The 17,724-nt window shown below is 61.8% G+C and carries 12 protein-coding genes; 7 read left to right on the top strand and 5 right to left on the bottom strand.

All coding sequences use genetic code 11. The annotated features are described in order from the left end of the window. Positions 1 to 7 precede the first annotated feature (7 nt). Positions 8 to 2,488 (bottom strand): sialidase family protein, encoded by a 2,481-nt coding sequence (locus DES53_RS30475; protein ID WP_113962122.1) that lies wholly within the window; start codon positions 2,486 to 2,488, stop codon positions 8 to 10. 39 nt (positions 2,489 to 2,527) lie between these two features. Then, positions 2,528 to 5,323 carry a sialidase family protein gene (locus DES53_RS30470; RefSeq protein ID WP_113962121.1) on the bottom strand — a complete coding sequence of 932 codons (2,796 nt, stop codon included), beginning with the start codon at positions 5,321 to 5,323 and terminating at the stop codon, positions 2,528 to 2,530. Positions 5,324 to 5,842: 519 nt separating this feature from the next. Between DES53_RS30470 and DES53_RS30465 the strand changes: the two genes are divergently transcribed. Next, positions 5,843 to 6,889, top strand: a complete 1,047-nt coding sequence (locus tag DES53_RS30465) for a LacI family DNA-binding transcriptional regulator (RefSeq protein ID WP_113962120.1) — start codon at positions 5,843 to 5,845, stop codon at positions 6,887 to 6,889. 461 nt (positions 6,890 to 7,350) lie between these two features. Then, positions 7,351 to 7,854, top strand: coding sequence for a hypothetical protein (locus DES53_RS30460; RefSeq protein WP_113962119.1), 504 nt, complete (start codon positions 7,351 to 7,353; stop codon positions 7,852 to 7,854). Positions 7,855 to 8,232: 378 nt separating this feature from the next. On the opposite strand, the gene DES53_RS30455 is transcribed toward DES53_RS30460, so the two are convergent. Next, positions 8,233 to 8,967, bottom strand: a complete 735-nt coding sequence (locus tag DES53_RS30455) for a hypothetical protein (RefSeq protein WP_113962118.1) — start codon at positions 8,965 to 8,967, stop codon at positions 8,233 to 8,235. 78 nt (positions 8,968 to 9,045) lie between these two features. On the opposite strand from DES53_RS30455, the gene DES53_RS30450 reads away from it, so the two are divergent. After that, positions 9,046 to 9,465 carry a hypothetical protein gene (locus DES53_RS30450; RefSeq protein WP_147263725.1) on the top strand — a complete coding sequence of 140 codons (420 nt, stop codon included), beginning with the start codon at positions 9,046 to 9,048 and terminating at the stop codon, positions 9,463 to 9,465. 104 nt (positions 9,466 to 9,569) lie between these two features. Then, a complete protein-coding gene (locus DES53_RS30445; protein WP_113962116.1) occupies positions 9,570 to 10,631 on the top strand; it encodes a hypothetical protein in 1,062 nt (353 codons plus the stop codon). Positions 10,632 to 11,307: 676 nt separating this feature from the next. On the opposite strand, the gene DES53_RS30435 is transcribed toward DES53_RS30445, so the two are convergent. Beyond that, positions 11,308 to 12,759 (bottom strand): DUF1501 domain-containing protein, encoded by a 1,452-nt coding sequence (locus DES53_RS30435; protein ID WP_113962114.1) that lies wholly within the window; start codon positions 12,757 to 12,759, stop codon positions 11,308 to 11,310. A gap of 507 nt (positions 12,760 to 13,266) precedes the next feature. Beyond that, positions 13,267 to 15,129, bottom strand: a complete 1,863-nt coding sequence (locus DES53_RS30430) for a hypothetical protein (RefSeq protein WP_147263724.1) — start codon at positions 15,127 to 15,129, stop codon at positions 13,267 to 13,269. Between the two features lie 135 nt (positions 15,130 to 15,264). Here DES53_RS30430 and sufU point away from each other — a divergent pair, with 135 nt between their 5' ends. The 3 genes from sufU to DES53_RS30415 all read left to right on the top strand — a co-directional run bounded on the left by sufU (position 15,265) and on the right by DES53_RS30415 (position 17,673). Further along, a complete protein-coding gene (gene sufU / locus DES53_RS30425) occupies positions 15,265 to 15,702 on the top strand; it encodes a Fe-S cluster assembly sulfur transfer protein SufU (RefSeq protein ID WP_113962112.1) in 438 nt (145 codons plus the stop codon). Positions 15,703 to 15,861: 159 nt separating this feature from the next. Next, complete coding sequence (locus DES53_RS30420; protein ID WP_113962111.1) at positions 15,862 to 16,812, top strand: ABC transporter ATP-binding protein; 951 nt, start codon at positions 15,862 to 15,864, stop codon at positions 16,810 to 16,812. Between the two features lie 102 nt (positions 16,813 to 16,914). Beyond that, positions 16,915 to 17,673 carry an ABC transporter permease gene (locus DES53_RS30415; RefSeq protein ID WP_113962110.1) on the top strand — a complete coding sequence of 253 codons (759 nt, stop codon included), beginning with the start codon at positions 16,915 to 16,917 and terminating at the stop codon, positions 17,671 to 17,673. The last annotated feature ends 51 nt before the right edge of the window (positions 17,674 to 17,724 follow it).

Genomic DNA, 17,724 nt, shown 5'->3' with positions numbered 1-17,724 from the left:
ACTTCTCTCAGGAGGTGGTGGAAGGGGCGGGTGCGGGAGCGGGCTTCGCCGCGGGAGTCGTAATCGATGCGAATTCGTGGCAGATGCTCTTGTCCCGGAGGGACATCGGATGGTAGCCGGTCGGTGAAAGGAGCCTTGGCGACTGCAACCACCGGATCATGTCGACTAAGAGATGTTCCGTCCCGGATGGGACGGCGGAAAAGGCGTGGCAGTCAGGCTTCACGTCGCACGGCCATGGCGACATCCCTTCCGGCGTGCCCTCCGGGACGCGATGAAGTTTCCATGCGAGATCCGGTGGTTGTGGTCGCTGAGGCTCCCGGCACCACCGGCTACCATCCACGCTCCCTCCGGGAGCAACTTCGAAGCTGCGAGGAGATGCCGACGCTGAGTCGCGTTTGCCTGGAGACTTGCTGGTGTTGGAACTTGTGGAAGGAGCGGGTGTGGGCGCAGGCTTTGTTGCAGGAACTGGGGATGGAGATGGCGTGGTGGACGCAGGGGGAGTAGTTGGAGTGGGCGTTGGAGCAGGAGCGGGCTGTGTGGCAGGTGCAGGTGTGCCGGTGGGAGGAGATGGCGCTGGTGCACCTGCAGGCGCAGGAGTTGCTGCAGGTGCGGGTGCTGGCTCCGCTGCAGGAGGTGCAGGCGGAGGTGTCACGGTGGCGCGCACGGACTCGATGAGGAAGCCCTCGTCGCCTTCATCTGCGGCGGACTGGAAATGGGCGTAGCTGATGCCGTGGCGGGATTCGCGTCCGAAGTTCAGTGTGCCGGAGGCGGGCTGGCCATCCACCTGCACCTCGCACTTTGTACCCTTGGCGCACTCGGCCCACTTGAAGGTGAGCGTGTGCCACTGGCCGGGCGTGAGCTTCACGCCTTCCACATTGGTCGTGCCATCGCCTTTGATCTGCAGACTGCCCATGGCGAGCGTGTGCGCGGTGGGGTCGGTGGGATTCAGCCAGCGGTCAATGAGCGAGAGGCGCGCACCGGCGGACTTCTCCTGCAGGCGAATACGGACCTCGAAGGTGCCTGCGGGTGCGGCAGGGAAGTTCCACACGGCGCCTGCGTTCGCGTACATGGCATTGCCATCCGCCACACGTTTCACCAGCAGGGCTTGCTTCTCCGCGCTGTCGGGATGCGGCACGAGGGCGCAGGATTCGAAACGGTTCAGCGCGCAGTGGCCGCGGATGCCGCGCAGGAAGCCCTGCACGGACCAGTCATCGAGGTCGTTCGCGAAGCTGTTGCTACGTTCCCTCTCCTCCAGCCAGGCGGGATTGAAGAGCACCAGGGAGCGGTGCAGCCAGTGCTGGCCCAGTGCGACGAGTACACGGCCCTCCGCCACCTCGACTGCTTGCGATTGATGCACGCTGCGGTCGATGCCGCCGGTCTCCGCATAGCGACGGTCATTGCGTGCGGGATTCAGGTAGAGCTCGCGGAAGCCGTGCCATGTTTTTCCATCGTCACTTGAAATGGCGGCGTGGATGACATCGCGATTGGTGAACATGTCCTCGCCCTGGCCGTCATTGGCGCGACCAAGATAGGGCGCAGTGGCGGCGTTCTTCACGAACTCGGGGAGGGGAGTCGTGTTGTTCCAGAGGAAGAGCAGCTTGCCATCGCGCAGGCGGCGGATGGTGGGCATGGTGAGTGTGCCGTAGAAGGGCGAGGGCTGCGGCTCGCTCCACGTAGCGCCGCCATTCTCGGAGAAGGACTCGTAGTGCGTGTCCTGCGAGGTGCGGAATAGCATCCACACGCGTCCATCCTTCAGTTCCACGAAGGTGGGCTCGTAGGCTTCGTTTTGCCAGCGCACGGACTTGTCGCGGCCATTCGGCTTGTGCGGAGGCGCGGCGACGAGATTGGAGCGCTGCCACGTCGCACCTTCGTCATCCGAATAGAAGGAGCCGACCTGATTCAGGAAGTCCGGCTCGAAGCGTCGCATGGTGGTGAAGGGCGCGAGGATGCGCTTCCCCTCGCGGATGAAGACGGCAGGGCGGATGAGTCCAAGCTCAGGTCCGCGCACCTTCGTCTCCCACACACGGTGCTGGCTCCACTGGCCATCCATGCCACCCTTTGAGCGGATGGCATACACACCGTCTTCCTTGGTGATGAGGCGCACATATTCATTCGTCACCGGGCTGCGTGCATCCGCGGCCATGTGATTCGGCGCTACGGACTTGCTGTCCCACGTGAGTCCGTTGTCCAGGCTCACGATGTAGTTCTTTGGCAGATGGTCCGGCTGATGACGCAGCAGGATGCTCACCTGGTCGCCGTAGTCATAAGCGCGAATCTCACCATTCACGAGGCGCACGAGGCCGAAACCCGCGTCCGTGGGCGGTCGGCCCACCCACACCGGCGCATTCACCTCCGTGATCGTCGCGGGCACTTTCGCGGGGAACACCAGTGCGGGATTCGCAGCGGTGAGCGGCGCAGGAGTGCAGAGCAGGCTCAGGCTCGCGAGCAGGAGGGCAAGGCTTCGTGATGTGGACGTGGGCAGCATCATGGGGAATTCCGGAGTTGAGTGAGGCAGAACTTTGCCTCATCAACGCGCAGAAGGCACAGCCTTTTCTCCCACCGTATCGGTGTTTCCGGTGAATCCGGGGCCACCCGCGCCGACGTAGCCACGGCTCGCGCCGGATTCGTCCTGGCTGACCCAGAAGGAATAGAGGTTTCCACGAGTAAGCTCGAAGCGGAACTTCACCGGCTTGCCGCGCACGGCATCGAGGTTCGCCGCACCCTTCCATTTCACCTCAGTGCAGGTCTCGGTTCGTCTGACCAGTTCGCAGTTTTCCCGGGTGAAGGGAGGGATGGGTTTGCCTGATTCATCGAGAACATCTGCCGACAACGCCCAGGCATCGGTATTCACAAAGAGGTGCCGTCCATTGAAGGCGACCTTCTTCGTCGTGAGATTTCCGAGTGCATCGCCCGCATCCATGGAGGCAAAGCCATCGCGGCGCAGCGTGGCCACACCGACCGTGGCGCCGGTGTACATGCCGCGCACGCCATTCGGTGCGATGCCGGAGTACGCGGTGAAGGGGAAGTAGAGCTTGTCGCCAATCACCGCGCACACACCCGTGGTGCCATGGATGTAGCCGCGGTCATACGTGCCCTCCTTCTGCGAAGCGCCGATGAAAGCGCGGCGGTCCGGGCGATGCCAGTGGAAGCCATCGCGGGAGAAGCCCAGCTTGATCTCCGTGATCTTGGGGAACTTACCCTCATCACAAATCTTGTTGTCCGGCCCGAGGTGGATGTAGAACTCGCCGAGCAGGATGCTCTCATACGCCACCGCATTGAGCGAGTAGAGCTGCGGCGCATCGCCAATCTTCGGGTCCACTTCATCGAGACGGTCCGCGTTCGTCCAGTACACGGACTTCTTCCAGTCGGCCTTCAGGAAGTCACGGCTCTCCGCGTAATAACGCGAGCGACCATGCGGGCCACCTTGCTTGATGCTGTACACCCATGTGTGGCGGAAGGGATTGTAGAAGATGGAGCAGTAGTCAGCGGACTTCTCCATGGGCACCGGGGTGGACCACTTCACGCCATCAGAAGTTTGCAACGTATGCGGGCCACGGTCGGTGAGGTACTTGATGCGCTCAGCAGGCTTCGCATTGATGTCGAGCCACACGGAGTTGTCGCCACCCACGGCCTTGCGACCGGGAGGCAGCAGGAGATTGCCACCGGCGAGCTTCAGGTCGGGGCGTGTCCAGTTGATGAGGTCCGGGCTGGTGGCCACGGCCAATCCACCGCGCCATCCGGCGGTGTAGAACATCTTGAAGAGATTCTCCTGCGGCTCCCAGAACACGCCGCCGTGACCGAGGTAGCACACGGCCTGCTGATTGTTGTCTGCCCCCGTGGGTGCGAGCTCGAAGGGCGTCTCCGGCTTGAAGACGGGATTGCCCTCGTACTTCTGCGCGGTGTGGAAGGTGCGCTTCAGGTCCGTGCTCTCGATGAGGTAGTCATCCACGAAGAGCTGGCGGCCGAAGGTGATGGGGATGACGTCCGGCTTGTTCTTCTCCTCCAGCCACGGCACAGTCATGGGCTCGAAGGATTTCGGGTCCTGCGTCTTCGGCGGCCACTCGCCGGGATTGCGCAGGCCGTTGTAGGTGACTTCACCGATGGTCGCACCGAGCGCCTTGCTCACGAGCATCTTCGTCTGCGAGCCGGGGGATACCAGTTTGCCTGCGAGGATGTCCTCCTCCGTGAAACGGGCCATGAGAATCTCGCGCTCCTTCGCGCGCTCGCGGTCGTGGATGATGTTGATGCTGCCATCCGGTGCCTGGAAGCCATCAGGGTAGGATACACCATTGCGCTCATCGATGACCAGGCCGCCCTTCCACGTCTTGCCCTCGTCCTCCGTGAGGTAGGCGGTCATGAGGGTGCGTCCGGTGCGCTCGGTGAGCGGGCCATTCTTCACGAGCAGGATGCGACCGGAGGCGAGCTTCCGAAGGTGGAAGCGGGCGCTGGGATTCTGGAGCGTGGAAGGTTGCGGCTCGCTCCACGTCGCGCCCTGGTCGGAGGAGAAGGTTTCCGCGATGCCGTAGTTCGTACGCACGAGCATCCAGAGACGACCATCATTGAGCTCCACGAACATGTGCTCGTCGAACTGCGTGTGCGGCACCACCACGCCACCACGGCGCGTCCATGTGGCGCCCTGGTCCTTGGAGACAAAGAGGTGCGCCATGCGCATGTCATCCAGTTCGGCGTGGGCATCGCGCAGTTCGGGGGGATTGATGTTGCCGCGGCCCCACAGGGAGATGGGCAGGAGCCACTCGCCGTTTTTCAGCACGAGGGGTTTGTTCAGCGTGAGTCCGTGCCAGATGCGGCGCGGCTCGGACCACGTGGGATTCGCGTCATCAGGGTTGCTGCAGGTGATGGCCCACACGCCGGCGCGGCCATCGTAGTAGCCCATGGACTGGTCGTAGAAGAGCCAGAGCTTGCCGGTGGGGTCTGTCCACAGGTTCCCCACGAGGATGCGCTTGCGCAGCCCGGTGGGCGCTTCCGGTGGGTCAATGACAAGACGGGGCTTCGACCAGGTGGCGCCGTGGTCATCGCTGCTCGCGAGGACGAAGTAGCCGAGGTCGCTGTCACCACCCGCGACCCACGCGGACCAGAGGCGGCCCTTCTGCGTGCGGTCCATGCCGATGACCATGGCGTAGTCGCGCTGCTCATCCGAGTACTCGGGACCGGGATTCGTATTGATGAAGGAAGGCTCCATCGCGAGGTCCAGCACACTCCTGGGCACGGTGAGGGTGTCTCCCTCGGCGGCCATTAGCGTGGACGCATGAGGCAGCAGCGAGGCCGTGAGGCAGAGGAGGGAAAGGCGTGGGAAGGTCTTCATGCCGGTGCGAAAGGAAGCGAGTGAGACAAACAGACGGAATGGAGCGGAGTGCAGGTGCGTGGAGTGGTTACGGGATTGTGCGGGTTGAATTTCTTGAGAAGAACACGGATGTCATGTTATGGTAACATCCCATGGCCACTGCTGGACCCACTGCGACTGTGGGCGCTGACTTGAATCCTCACACAAAGAACACCTCATGTGCGCCACCTACTCAGTTCGAAGCTTGCTCCCGGAGGGAGCGCGGCTGGTAGCCGGTCGGTGGAGGGAGCCTCAGCGACCGCAACCACCGGAACTCCCACGAGAACGTGATGGCGTCCCGGAGGGCACGCCGGAAAGGGTGCAGCGTAGTAATGGACCTTCATCGGCCCTGCGACGACCTTCCGCCGTCCCATCCGGGACGGAAGCATCTTTTGTCATCATGATCCGGTGGTTGCGCTCGTCTAGACTCGCTTCACCGACCGGCTACCAGCCGTTGTCCCTCCGGGACAGAGCATCTAGCTCCAGATTAAATTAGCCCCTATGTCCTCAGCCAACGCCGCTGTCAGCCTGCAAGACATCGCCACACGCGCCGGCGTGTCTGCCATGACCGTGTCCCGCGTGCTGCGGAATTCACCCCGTGTGTCGGAGGCCGCGAAGAAGAAGGTGATGCAGGCGGCGCGGGCGCTGAAGTACCAGCCGGACCCGCATCTCGCGCGCATGATGACCATGGTGCGCAGCCGGAAGGCTCCGAAGGTGCGCGCCGTGCTGGCCGTGGTGCGGGAGGGCACGCCGCAGGATGCGCTGCATGATACAGCGTATCAGTATGTATCCATTGGCGATATCCGCAATCGCGCCGAGAAGCACGGCTACTACGCGGAGGAGTTCTGGATGGGGCGGGATGGCATGACGCCCGCACGACTGGGCAAGGTGCTGCAGGCGCGGGGCATTGAGGGCCTGATTGTCTCCCCGCAGTCCTCGCAGATGCTGTGCGCACAGATGGACTACGCGCCCTTTGCTGCCGTGACCTTTGGTTATGGCCTGAAGCAGCCCTCGCTGCATCGCGCTGCGGGGAACATGACGCTCGGCGTGCAGATGGCCACGACGCAGCTCGCCGCGCGCGGGTACAAGCGCATCGGCCTCGCCGTCACGCGCTGGGTGGATGACCGCGCCGAGCACGCCTACAGCGGCGCCATGCTGTTCTTCCAGCAGAGCATGCCGAAGAGTAGTCGTGTGCCCATCCTGCTCTTCCCGCACAACGACCTGCGCAAGTGCGCCTCCGTCTTCAAGGAGTGGATGAAGACGCACCAGCCCGACGCGCTCATCTCCTTTGACACCTATGTCCCCGACTGGCTGAAGCAACTGGGCCTGCGCATCCCAGAAGACATCGGCCTCGTGGTGCACGATTGGACCCACCGCATGAAAGGCCTCGCAGGCATCTACCAGCGTCGGGATGAAGTCGCCGCCGCCGGCGTGGATCTGGTGGCCACGCAACTCCTGCAACACGAGCGCGGCGTACCCGAAGTGCCCCGGCAGATTCTCATCCCTCCGGCGTGGATGGAAGGGGACAGTGTATGCGGAAGCGGGTGAGGTTTTAACGCAAAGCAGCAGAGCAGCAAAGAAACTGAAGGAGGTTAGGCGTCCCCGCCTGACAGCGGGCGTTAGGCGTCTCGCCTGACCGACACTCCGCTCACCACTCGCTCTTCACCTTGCAAGGCCGATTCAAGTTAACCGCAAAGGGGCAGAGAGGCAAAGGACGCAGAGGATGGAGTGGGGGTGGCTGGTGGGACGCTCGACGTGCAGTGAGGTGGCCACGTCTCGATGCAGAGGTGGCAAAGACGCGCAGGTCTCGTGGATGAGTGCTATCCAAACTCTTGTGCCTCTTGCGTTTTTTGGCGGCTAACCCTCAGTCGATGCTACGGCAGGAAGTCGGGTCTCCTGACCGGACAGTGGTTGGCGGGTTTTCTTACCCGCCTGTCATGGCTGCTTGGCAGTTGCCTCGTGAACCGATAGGCTGCGCGTGTGCTGGCCATCCCACATGTGCCCATGCGATGAGTTCCAAGTTCAAGACACTTCTCTTCATCACGCTTGGACTGCTTTTTGTAGCAGTGCTGTATGTGGTTCTCCGCCCCCTCACCATGCAGAACCCACTGCGTGCCCGCGTGACGAAGGTCATCCCTGAAGGCGCGTACACGGTGGTGCGATTGGAAGTGCGCAACGAGTCCCGCGATGCGGTGCTGCTGCTTGCCAGGTGGGGCGTGTACGAGGCAGAGCCGAGGCCTGCGGGTTTCGCGGTCACCACCGATAATCTGGATGATCTGATGCCCATGGTGCTCGAGCCGGGGAAGTCCTACACCACCGGTGGCACGGTCAGCGTGGCGAGCTTGAGCCGTGGCAATCCCGTGTACTGCTATGAATGGATGCCTCCGTGGCTGCCGACGCTCGATGGGTACTGGTGGAAGGTGCGGTCGATGTTCGGGATGGCTCCCGCGAGCCTTCTTCACGACCAGGGCAGGTGGGGTACGGCTGAGATTGAAGTACCGCGTACGCCGTGAGTGGGGTGTGTGGGATGATGGGCGGGTAGGAAGACTGCTGGATGCATCCTACTGAAGGGTTAGCCGCAAAAAAACGCAAAAAGGCACAAGAGTTTGGATAGCACTCATCCACGAGACCTGCGCGTCTTTGCCACCTCTGCATCGAGACGTGGCCACCTCACTGCACGCATCCTGTCCCCTGCACCCAAACCCACTCCATCCTCTGCGTCCTTTGCCTCTCTGCTTCTTTGCGGTTAACTAGAATCGGCCATGCAAGGTGAAGAGCGAGTGGTGAGCGGAGTGTCGGTCAGGCGAGACGCCTAACGCCCGCTGTCAGGCGGGGACGCCTAACCTCCTTCAGTTTCTTTGCTGCTCTGCTGCTTTGCGTTTCACCCAATCTCACCGTCCGCGGCCACTCGCACGGTCCACCATGTTCTCGTAGATGCGCCTCCGTTCCTCCATGCCCATGCCTGTGTTGCGGATGCCAATCATCTGGCGGTTGATGTCCTCGCGCTGTTGTACGCTCAGGCGGGAGAGCTTCTCCACCATCTCGGGTGGGGGCTGGCGTGGGTAGCCATCGGAGGTGAAGCCTTCCTTGTAGTTCACAGCGGCCTTCTTCGCTTCCTCGACCTCGGCGGTGTTGAGCGGGCGTGGGCTGCCATTGGGTCCACTGCCGCCGGGGCCTCCACCGGAGCCGCCGGGACTTGAGCCGGAGCGCGTCGGCTTGGGCGGTGGCTTCTGATAGCGGATGACGGTGATTTGACCACCCTGCATTTGAATCTTCGCCGTCCAGGTGTGCATCTGCGCCGGGTCGCCGCCGATGGCAATCAACTGCCAGCCCTCGCGGTTCGGCGTCTTGGTGACCACGTGCGATTCCATGGTCTGCGTATCCATGAGCGTGGCGTGCACCTCGTTGTTGAAGCGGGCCACACCCGTGAGGATGAGGGAATCGGAAATGCCCAGTGACCGGGTGAAGGGAGAGTTCGCCAGCAGGCCCTCGAAGGCCTCGCTCTTCAGCGGTTGTGGCAGATCTGCGTCACCTTCCACAGCCGGAGTCTCAGGTGGCATCTCGGCTCCCTGAGCCGTCATAAGGGCTATCGCCATGCCGCACAGGGCGCCATGTGTCAGCTTCATTGCTTTCTTCAAAAGCAAATGGGGCAGGGGAGTCACGCTTGGGATACGGGCGGCACTGGGCCGACTTTCATCTGCCGGATGAAACGCGACACTCCGGTGGAGACCGCCATTCCCTGGGGAACAGGCTCGACGGACAGGGCGTTTGGGTCTATGAACTTGAAACAGCCTGCTCAATCTTCAGCCGCTCGTGACATGGAAGTTTTTGGAATTACCGCGCTGGTGCTTGCCGCCTCTGCCACCGTGTTTCTCATCCAGGTGAGTTGCTGGCACCAGGTGCTGGGAGGCAGGGAACACTATCTGAAGACGCGCCGATGGCTGATGATCGCATCTGTCGGCTTCCCCTTGTATGCAGTCCTGCATCTGGGGATTTCACGATTTCTCGGGGAAGATGTGTCCCTGGTAAAAGTGGTTGCGGCATTGGCGGGAACCATCTGGGCGGCCATGCTTACTCTGTGGGGGCACCACCTCGCTGCGAGATGGCGTGGGTTTACGCGATAGTGGCGCTGCCCTGCCGACTGAGTGGACTCATTGGTGCTGCCTAAAAGAGCTGGCTAAACCTTGCGATTCCCGATTGAGTTTGCCTTGCGCAAACCCTTCGCAGCATGAAAAAGCTCGCCTCACTCGTCCTTGCTCTTGTCACCACGCTGGCCGGCATCACTCATGGAGCTGATGGCTTCAAGACGGGCGGCGTCATCTTGTATCAGACGGAAGATGTGCTGGAGGCGCGTGCGCCGGATGTCAAGGAACTGGCGACGTATGCGCAAGCCCTCGAGGCAGCGTGTCATGAGTACTTCACGAAGGAGGCAAGGCCGAAACCGCCCTTCTACGTGTTGGCAGCGGTGAAGCCCGGCAAGACATCGCGTGTGTGGTTCGTCACACCAGACGCGAAGGAGACTGCCCGCATCGAACCTTTGAAGAAGAAGCTGGAAGCCGTGCCCGCGATGGCAGTGAAGGAAGGACCGGTGATCATCGGCATTTCGGATGAAGCCACCGCAAAGGCGGAGGGAAAAAACAGCGATGGCCCGCCCATGCCGGCGGAGTGGGAGGAGGCCGCGACGAAGGCGAAGAAGGACCTCGAAACTCCGGATGAAATCCTCGCCCTCGTCTGGCCGGATACGGATGCGCAGAAGGCCGCGACGAAAGCAACCACGGTGGAGTATGTGGAGCAGATACTCGAACCGCTCGGTGGCAAGATCACCAAGCCCAAAGCCTGGCACTACACGGAGGGGCACAAGGGCGCCAAGTTCGTGTGGACCATCTCCGAGCAGGACATCTCCAACGGCGGCAGCTACGACACCGGCGTGCGCATCCAGGCCTTCTTCAAGGTGAAGGAGAACACCGGAAAGAGCGCGAAGGAATTTTTGCAGGGCTTCCTCGCAGCCAAGCAGGAGGGTGAGGGCAAGGTCCTCTCCACCTGCCCGGAGAAGGAGCAGGGCATGTTCACCCGCACCTGCCTGGAGATGGAGGAGGGGAGGTTCCACATCATGTACTCCGTGTTCTGGAGTGATGACATCAGTGTGGTCATGATCTCCGGTGCTCCCAAGGAACAGTGGGATCGCTATTCGCCAGTGTTCAATCGCATGATGGAGTTCCAATTGTTCGATATGGAGCGGATTGAGAAAGACGCGGCGAAGGAGGACGCAGCCGCCAAGGAGAAAAAGTAGGCGGCAAGGCAGGTGTGGGACGGGATGGTGCGTGTCGCTAAGCGATTCGATGTCGACACGCTAGCGACTCACAAAAGGGACGCTGAGCGAACGCTGAGCGTTACGCTAGCGTCTCTCAGAAACATCGCTATGCGAACGCTTAGCGTGTGGAATCGGGGTGAGAAGACGCGCGGAATGCGATGTGGCCTGGAGACCTCGGGCATTTCAGTAGTCAGTAGGACGGTGCGTGGAGTTTGTGTGGTTGGGGGATAACCGCAATGAAACGCAAAAGGCGCAGAAGGTGAGAACGCAGGTGAGATATGGCGGCGTGGGAATCGTCAGCAGCCGCGCCCTGAAGGGGCGCAGGATCCCGCAAAACGGGACCAGGGTTAGGGAGCTTCAGGCGACCGACACCTTGGGTGATGTATCAGACTGTATTCGACCATGAGGGGGTCGTGGATTAGCCGCAAAAAAGCGCAAAAAGGTACAAGAGTTTGGATGACACCCGTCCACGCGACCTGCGCGTCTCTGCCTCCTCTACTTCGAGACGTTGTTACCGCGAAGCACATCGCACACCCAGCGCCAAACCCTCTCCCTCCTTTGCGTCCTTTGCCTCTCTGCGTCTTTGCGGTTAACCAGAAGCGTCCCTTTGACGCGGCTGCCTGCCACGTAAAATGACGGGCAAGGCACCGGAGAATTACGCGATGAGCTCCTTAATCACCTGCCCGCCAAACTGCGACAGCTGCTTGAAGCGTCCGGCGTGATAAAACGTCAGCCGGTTATCATCCAGCCCGAGTAGCCTCAGCAGGGTCACGTGCAAATCACGCACGTGGTGCACGCATTCCACGGCTTCGGCGCCGGTTTCATCCGTGGCGCCGATGGTGTGGCCAGCTTTGACTCCGCCGCCGGCGAACCAGACGGTCATGGCTTTGGGATTGTGGTCGCGGCCATACGCGGTGCCGCCGCGCACGCCGTTGTCCGGGGAGCGTCCGAATTCCCCGCACCACACCACGAGGGTGTCTTCCAGCATGCCGCGCTGCTTCAGGTCGGCGATGAGGGCGGCGATGGGTTTGTCCACGGCGCCGATGAGGTTCGCATGGGCACGCTCGATGTAGTCGTGGCTGTCCCACGTGCCGGCGTAGAGCTGCACAAAGCGCACGCCCTGCTCCACGAGCTTGCGCGCGAGCAGGCACTTGCGGCCAAAGGCATCCGTGCGGTCATTGCCGATGCCGTACTGCTCCAGCGTCTTTGGGTCTTCCTTGGAGAGGTCGAGCACGCCGGGCACCTGCATCTGCATGCGAAACGCGAGCTCGTAGTTCTCCATGCGGGCGGAGAGTTCGCCATGCCACGGATGCTCGGCGAGGTGCTCTTGATTGAGCTTCGCGAGCAGGTCGAGATTCGCGCGTTGCAGCTCAGGCGTGATGCCCTTGGGTGGTTGCAGGTCGAGAATGGGCGAGCCCTTGGCGCGCAGCGGCGTGCCTTGGAAACTGGCAGGCAGGTAGCCGTTGCTCCAGTTCGCCGAGCCGCCCTGCGGATAGCTTACTTCGGGCAGCACCACGAAGCCGGGCAGGTCCTGATTCACACTGCCGAGGCCATAGGTGGTCCATGAGCCGATGGCCGGGTCGCCGCCGAAGCGGTTGCCGGTATTCATCTGGTACATGGCGGTGGGGTGATTCACCGAGTCCACCTGGCAGCCGCGGTAGAAGCAGAGGTCATCCGCCACGTGCTGCAGGTTCTCCCACAGCGTGCACATGTCCGCGCCACTCTGGCCTGCCTTGCGAAACTCAAAGGGGCTCTGCACGAAGTAGCGCTTCCCGCCGGACATGGCGGACTGCTGCTTGTCCGTGCGGGTGAATTCCTTCAGGTGCTGCTTCGCGAGCGCGGGCTTCGGGTCAAAGGTATCGATGTGCGAGGGGCCGCCCTCCATCATGAGGAAGATGCAGCGCTTCGCCTTGGCCTCCACGTGGCCTTCCTTGGGCGCGAGCGGTCCGGATTTCTTCTGTTCCTCCGCGGCGAGGAGGGTGGAGAAGGCGACACTGCCGACGCTGGTGCCGAGACCGTAGACAAAATCGCGTCGCGTGGGAGTCCACAGGGAGCGTCCTCCCGCACAGGGAAAGCGATGGCTGGCGATGGAGGTGGCTTCGTGCATCGGCGGGTGGGGAGGGCGTGACTCCTGTGCGTGTAACGATGCGGATGGCGGGTTTTGGACAGGAAATTGCGAGACGGGGAGGTGGCGGGTTCTTGGGAATAGCCGCAAAAGAGCGCAAAGGACGCAAAAGGATGAGGAGGTAGGGAGGACCGACCTTCTGCCGGTGGCATCGACTGAGGGATTAGAGCGGTTTAAGTTACAGTGTAGCCATTTTCGTTATGGGGGCGCGCCAACCCAACCGCTGGTCGCGGTACGGCAAGTCACCCCTGATCGAAGGCCACGATTTTGTTTAAACCGCCCTAGCCGCAAAAAAACACAAAAGGCACAAGAGGTTGGACGGAGGCGTGCTGCGGGTCTTTGTCTCTTTGCTTCAGCGAAGCGGCATGGAAACGGCTTTGCGGTGTTGTGAGCGGGGCTCGGTCAGGCGAGACGCCTAACCTCCTTTTGTTTCTCTGCTGCTTTCGCTGCTTTGCGATAAACCCCATCCGCTTCACCGGCGAGGCACGGCTACAACTGTGGCGGCGGAGGGGCTTCGGCCACGGCGGGAGGCAGTCGCGAGGGGTCGGTGAGCTGGAGAAAGCGCATCTCCTCCTGCAGCATGATCTGGCCCTGGGGAATCTGCTTGGCGATGCCCTTTGCCTGTTCATCACGCCCTGCGGCAGTGAGGATGCCGCAGAGCACGGCCGCCTGACCGGGGGTGAGCTGGCTGAGGTTACTCTGGTTGAGCTGACGCGCGGCGGCGTCGTAGTTCAGCATGCGGAATTGTCCCAGCGCCATGATGAGCTTGCGGCGCGAGTCGTCCGGAGCCTCCTTCAGGAGCTTCTGCATGGTGGAGATGGAGAGCTCCAGGTCCATGCCGGCCAGAAGGCTGGCGTAGAGGGCGCGTTCACGGATGTCCTTGTTGTCCGGCCAGCGCTCGGCGCTGTCATGGCAGGCCTCGATGAAGCCCTTTGAGTTGCCGTTGCGGTAGGTGAGTTTCAGCAGGCCGTCGAAGGCCTTGCGTTGAACGGATTCCGAGCGGCGGAGGGCGGAGGCGGAGCGGTAGGCCTGCTCTGCCACGAGGAGGAAGTTCCGCTGCTCTGCGTACTGGGCAATGTGCAGGATGGTATTGGGCTGTCCGTACTGCTCCGCGGTGGCGAGTGCCTTCACCAGGAGCGAGTTCACTTCCTCCCATTTCTTGCCCGATACAAAGGCAAGGTGTGCCGTGTAGAAGGCGCGCTCATGGGTGAAGAGCCGGGTGCGCGGGTCATTGATGAGCTTCTCCATCTCCGCCTTCCGGTCCTGCAGCATGAGGACGTTCAGATAGTGGCGCAGCAGCGGGGGATAGTCGCGCACCTTGTCTTCGTTGAAGAGGATGAAGAAGCGGTCGTACTCGCCTTCCACGGAGAGCCACCGGGCGATGGGCTCCAGTTCCTCGCGCTTGGTGTCACGGCGCTCGGCCACCGCCTTGTCCAGAATTTCCTTGCGACGGCCGGGTTCGATGGCGACCAGCCGCTTCATGGCGGCGATGTGGTGCGGTTCCTTGGCGAGAGGGTGACGCTCCAGGAGGGAGATGAGCAGGCGCTGTTCCCCGGGATCCGTGAGGGTTTCCTCATCCAGATACTCCAGCGCTTCGAGCCCCTCCTTGCCCTTGGTCTCGGCCACCCGCCACAGGTCGGACATGCCTTCGCTCCTCTGGACGGGGTTGCCGAGTTCGATGCGACGCAGGGCGTAGGTCAGCTTGATGTCCAGATCATCCGGAGCGCGCTCCACGTACACCTTCAGGATTTCCAGGAGCTTGTCCTTGCGATTCAGGTCGCGCATGACCTTGTCGGCGATTTCCACCACGCGGCGGTTCGGGACGGAGTTGCGCAGGTTTTCCTCAATCTTCGCGCTCGCAGCCTTGTTGTCTGCCGAGTTGGAGAGTGCCGTGATTTCCAGCAGGAGGTCTTCGTCGTTGAAGTGGCCGAGGTCGCGGAGCTTGTCCAGCAGGTATCCGGCTTCTTTCTGCTTGGTGAGCACGTAGAACCTGGCCAGGGTGCGGACGGCTCTGGGATTGTTAGAGTCCAGGTGGTATGCGCGGGTGGCGGCAGTCCAGGCCTTCACGATTTCCGCGTTCTTCTCGTACTCCTCGGCATCATCCACAAACTGGTTGGAGCGGAAGGTCTGCACCATGTTGTGCAAGGTCTTCCCGTAGATGACGGCCAGGGTGCCCAAGCCGAAGAAGACCGCCACGATCATGATCTTCGCCAGCAGGCGGGCCGTGCCGGACTGTCGGTCGATATCCGCCAGGCTGGGCGGAAACAGCCACCGCCAGGCCCGGACAAACGGCCTGAACAGAACGAAGGGCTCGGCCGCGTCAGATGTAGCGTGACTCTGGGATTTCAGCATGCGGGGAAGGGAGCGGAAAGCATAGTTTTTGGTCACCTAAATGGCAAGGACGTTGAAACAGTCTGGACGGTGAGGCGGAAAAGAATTGAGGGCGGGGGTTGACGCACCGCACCGGACCGTGGAGGTCCAGAGAGCATGCTCACCCCGGAAGTCTGTGAAGCCATTCTCAGAGATCACTACCGCAACCCGCGGCACCGTGGCGCGTGCGAAGGAGCACAGCCTGAGACAGTGGAGAACCCGGCATGTGGCGACATCGTGACCCTGTCACTCGCGGTTTCAGGGCCGGAACGGAGCGTCATCTGTGCCCGGTTTGTGGGCGCGGGGTGTGCCGCGAGTCAGGCGGGCGCCTCCTTGGTGCTGGGTATGGTGCAGGGAAAGCCAGCCACCCAGGCCACCCACCTGCTGGAGCATTTTTGTTCGGTCATGGAATCCGGCACAGTGGATCCTGAATTGCATTTTGAGGAGTTTGGCGACACCGGGGCGCTGCTCAGTCTTGCACGGTTTCCCGCCCGTGTGGTGTGCGCCACGCTGGCTGCCCGTCAGATGATCCGGATGTTGCGCCCCTCCCTCTGACCATCGGGCAGCATGCATTTTTTTCTTGAATAGCCCCTCAGCATTGCGCACAGAATTCTTTTCCGCCCATGTCCACTTCTGAAATGGGCGGTTGTAACAATGGCGTCTCACAGGCGTTAGTTTTTTCCCTGCACGAAGCTCAAGGCAAATCCTCACATCATGATACAGGTAAAGGATCTACGAAAAGAGTTCGGAACCAAGGTTGCGGTCGATGGAGTGACCTTCAATGTGGAGAAAGGTGAAGTGCTGGGCTTTCTGGGGCCCAACGGCGCCGGCAAGTCCACCTCCATGCGCATGGTCACCGGCTACTACCTGCCCACCGCCGGCAGCATCCGTGTGGGTGGCATCGACATGCTAGAGGAGCCGGAGAAGGCGAAACGCTTGATTGGCTACCTCCCGGAGAATGCGCCGCTGTATTCAGACATGAGTGTCTCAGGCTTCCTCGGCTTCTGCGCAGAGATGCGCGGCCTCTATGGCTACGCACGTGCCCGTGCCGTGGACAAGGCGCTGGAGACCTGCTTCCTGGAGCCCGTGCGCAACCAGAGCGTGGACACGCTCTCGAAGGGCTTCCGCCACCGCACCTGTCTCGCCCAGAGCATCATTCACGACCCGGAAGTTCTCATCCTGGACGAACCCACGGACGGTCTCGACCCCAATCAAAAGCATGAGGTGCGCAACCTCATCAAGCGCATGGGCGAGACAAAAGCCATCATCTTCTCCACCCACATCCTGGAGGAGGTGGAGTCTGCCTGCTCCCGCGCCATCATCATTGACCGTGGCAAAATCGTGGCAGACGGCACACCTGACCAGCTCAAGCGCCGCGCTCCGGGTGCGGATGCCGTGCGCGTGGTGATTCTCGGTGCTTCGGGTGCAGCCATCCGTGAGGAGCTTGGGAAAATCAGCGGCGTGGACAAAGTGGAAAGCACCGCAGCAGAGGATGGCCGCTTCGCCGGGCGCGTGCTGCCCTCACGTCAGGGAAATCATGAGGGCCTGTCCCGCGAGATTGCCTCGCTGGCCCAGGCGAAGGCCTGGAAGGTGGAAGAACTGCACCGCGAGGAAGGCCGCCTGGATGAAATGTTCCGCGCGCTCACACGCTCGGACACAGCCTGATCCACACCTCTCCGCCCATGGCGCGTGAGGACTTCTGGTCCGAGACGCGCCCGGCGGCGCTGATTGATTTCTGAACGTCGTTTACCACACACTTCGCTTCTCATGAGTTCCTGGAAAAATACCTTTGCCGTCTACAAGCGCGAGCTGCTCGGCTATTTCAATTCGCCCCTGGCTTACATCATCCTCGTCATCTTCCTGCTCGCGGTGCAGGGCTTCACCTTCATCGTGGGCGGCTTCCTCAATCGGGACAGCGCCTCGCTCTCGTACCAGATGGGCTTTTTCAGCTGGCATCCCTGGATCTATCTCATGCTCGTGCCCGCCGTGGGCATGCGCCTCTGGTCCGAAGAGCACCGCCTGGGCACCATGGAGCTGCTCATGACCATGCCCATCTCTCCGTGGCACGCCATCCTGGGCAAGTACTTCGCTGCCGCCACCGTGTGGGCGTTGGCCCTCGCGCTCACCTTCCCCATTGTGTGGACGGTGTTCTACCTTGGCGAGCCTGACCCCGGGCCTATCGTCAGCGGTTATATCGCGAGCTACCTCTATGCGCTTGCCTGCCTGGCCATCACGAGCGCCGTGAGTGCCTTCACCCGCAGCCAGGTCATCTGCTTCATCATCTCCGTGACCATCTGCCTCGTGCTCTTCCTCATGGGACTCCAGCAGGTGGTGGATTCCGTGCTGAAGGTGACTCCTGACTCCCTCACCGGAGTGGTGAAGATTATCGCCCAGCTCTGCTTCATGACCCACTACGAGTACATGACGAAGGGGCTGCTCGTCTTCCGCGATGTCCTCTACTTTGTCAGTGTGATCGCCGTCTGTCTGATGATCACGCACCACGCCCTCCAGAGCAAGCGCGCCTGATTGCGCCAGCTATTCCGCACCTTTCTTAATCACCCAGACCTTACTGCCGCC

The organism is Roseimicrobium gellanilyticum (genome assembly GCF_003315205.1).
Lineage (GTDB): Bacteria > Verrucomicrobiota > Verrucomicrobiia > Verrucomicrobiales > Verrucomicrobiaceae > Roseimicrobium > Roseimicrobium gellanilyticum.
Note: the sequence above shows the minus strand (reverse complement) of the source record. Positions and strands in the feature narration are given on the sequence as shown.

Excerpts from the sequence above, each read along its gene's own strand:
- DES53_RS30475 (WP_113962122.1), bottom strand. The coding sequence starts at position 2,488 with ATGATGCTGCCCACGTCCACATCACGAAGCCTTGCCCTCCTGCTCGCG.
- DES53_RS30470 (WP_113962121.1), bottom strand. The coding sequence starts at position 5,323 with ATGAAGACCTTCCCACGCCTTTCCCTCCTCTGCCTCACGGCCTCGCTG.
- DES53_RS30465 (WP_113962120.1), top strand. The coding sequence starts at position 5,843 with ATGTCCTCAGCCAACGCCGCTGTCAGCCTGCAAGACATCGCCACACGC.
- DES53_RS30460 (WP_113962119.1), top strand. The coding sequence starts at position 7,351 with ATGAGTTCCAAGTTCAAGACACTTCTCTTCATCACGCTTGGACTGCTT.
- DES53_RS30455 (WP_113962118.1), bottom strand. The coding sequence starts at position 8,967 with ATGAAGCTGACACATGGCGCCCTGTGCGGCATGGCGATAGCCCTTATG.
- DES53_RS30450 (WP_147263725.1), top strand. The coding sequence starts at position 9,046 with ATGAAACGCGACACTCCGGTGGAGACCGCCATTCCCTGGGGAACAGGC.
- DES53_RS30445 (WP_113962116.1), top strand. The coding sequence starts at position 9,570 with ATGAAAAAGCTCGCCTCACTCGTCCTTGCTCTTGTCACCACGCTGGCC.
- DES53_RS30435 (WP_113962114.1), bottom strand. The coding sequence starts at position 12,759 with ATGCACGAAGCCACCTCCATCGCCAGCCATCGCTTTCCCTGTGCGGGA.
- DES53_RS30430 (WP_147263724.1), bottom strand. The coding sequence starts at position 15,129 with ATGCTGAAATCCCAGAGTCACGCTACATCTGACGCGGCCGAGCCCTTC.
- sufU (WP_113962112.1), top strand. The coding sequence starts at position 15,265 with ATGCTCACCCCGGAAGTCTGTGAAGCCATTCTCAGAGATCACTACCGC.
- DES53_RS30420 (WP_113962111.1), top strand. The coding sequence starts at position 15,862 with ATGATACAGGTAAAGGATCTACGAAAAGAGTTCGGAACCAAGGTTGCG.
- DES53_RS30415 (WP_113962110.1), top strand. The coding sequence starts at position 16,915 with ATGAGTTCCTGGAAAAATACCTTTGCCGTCTACAAGCGCGAGCTGCTC.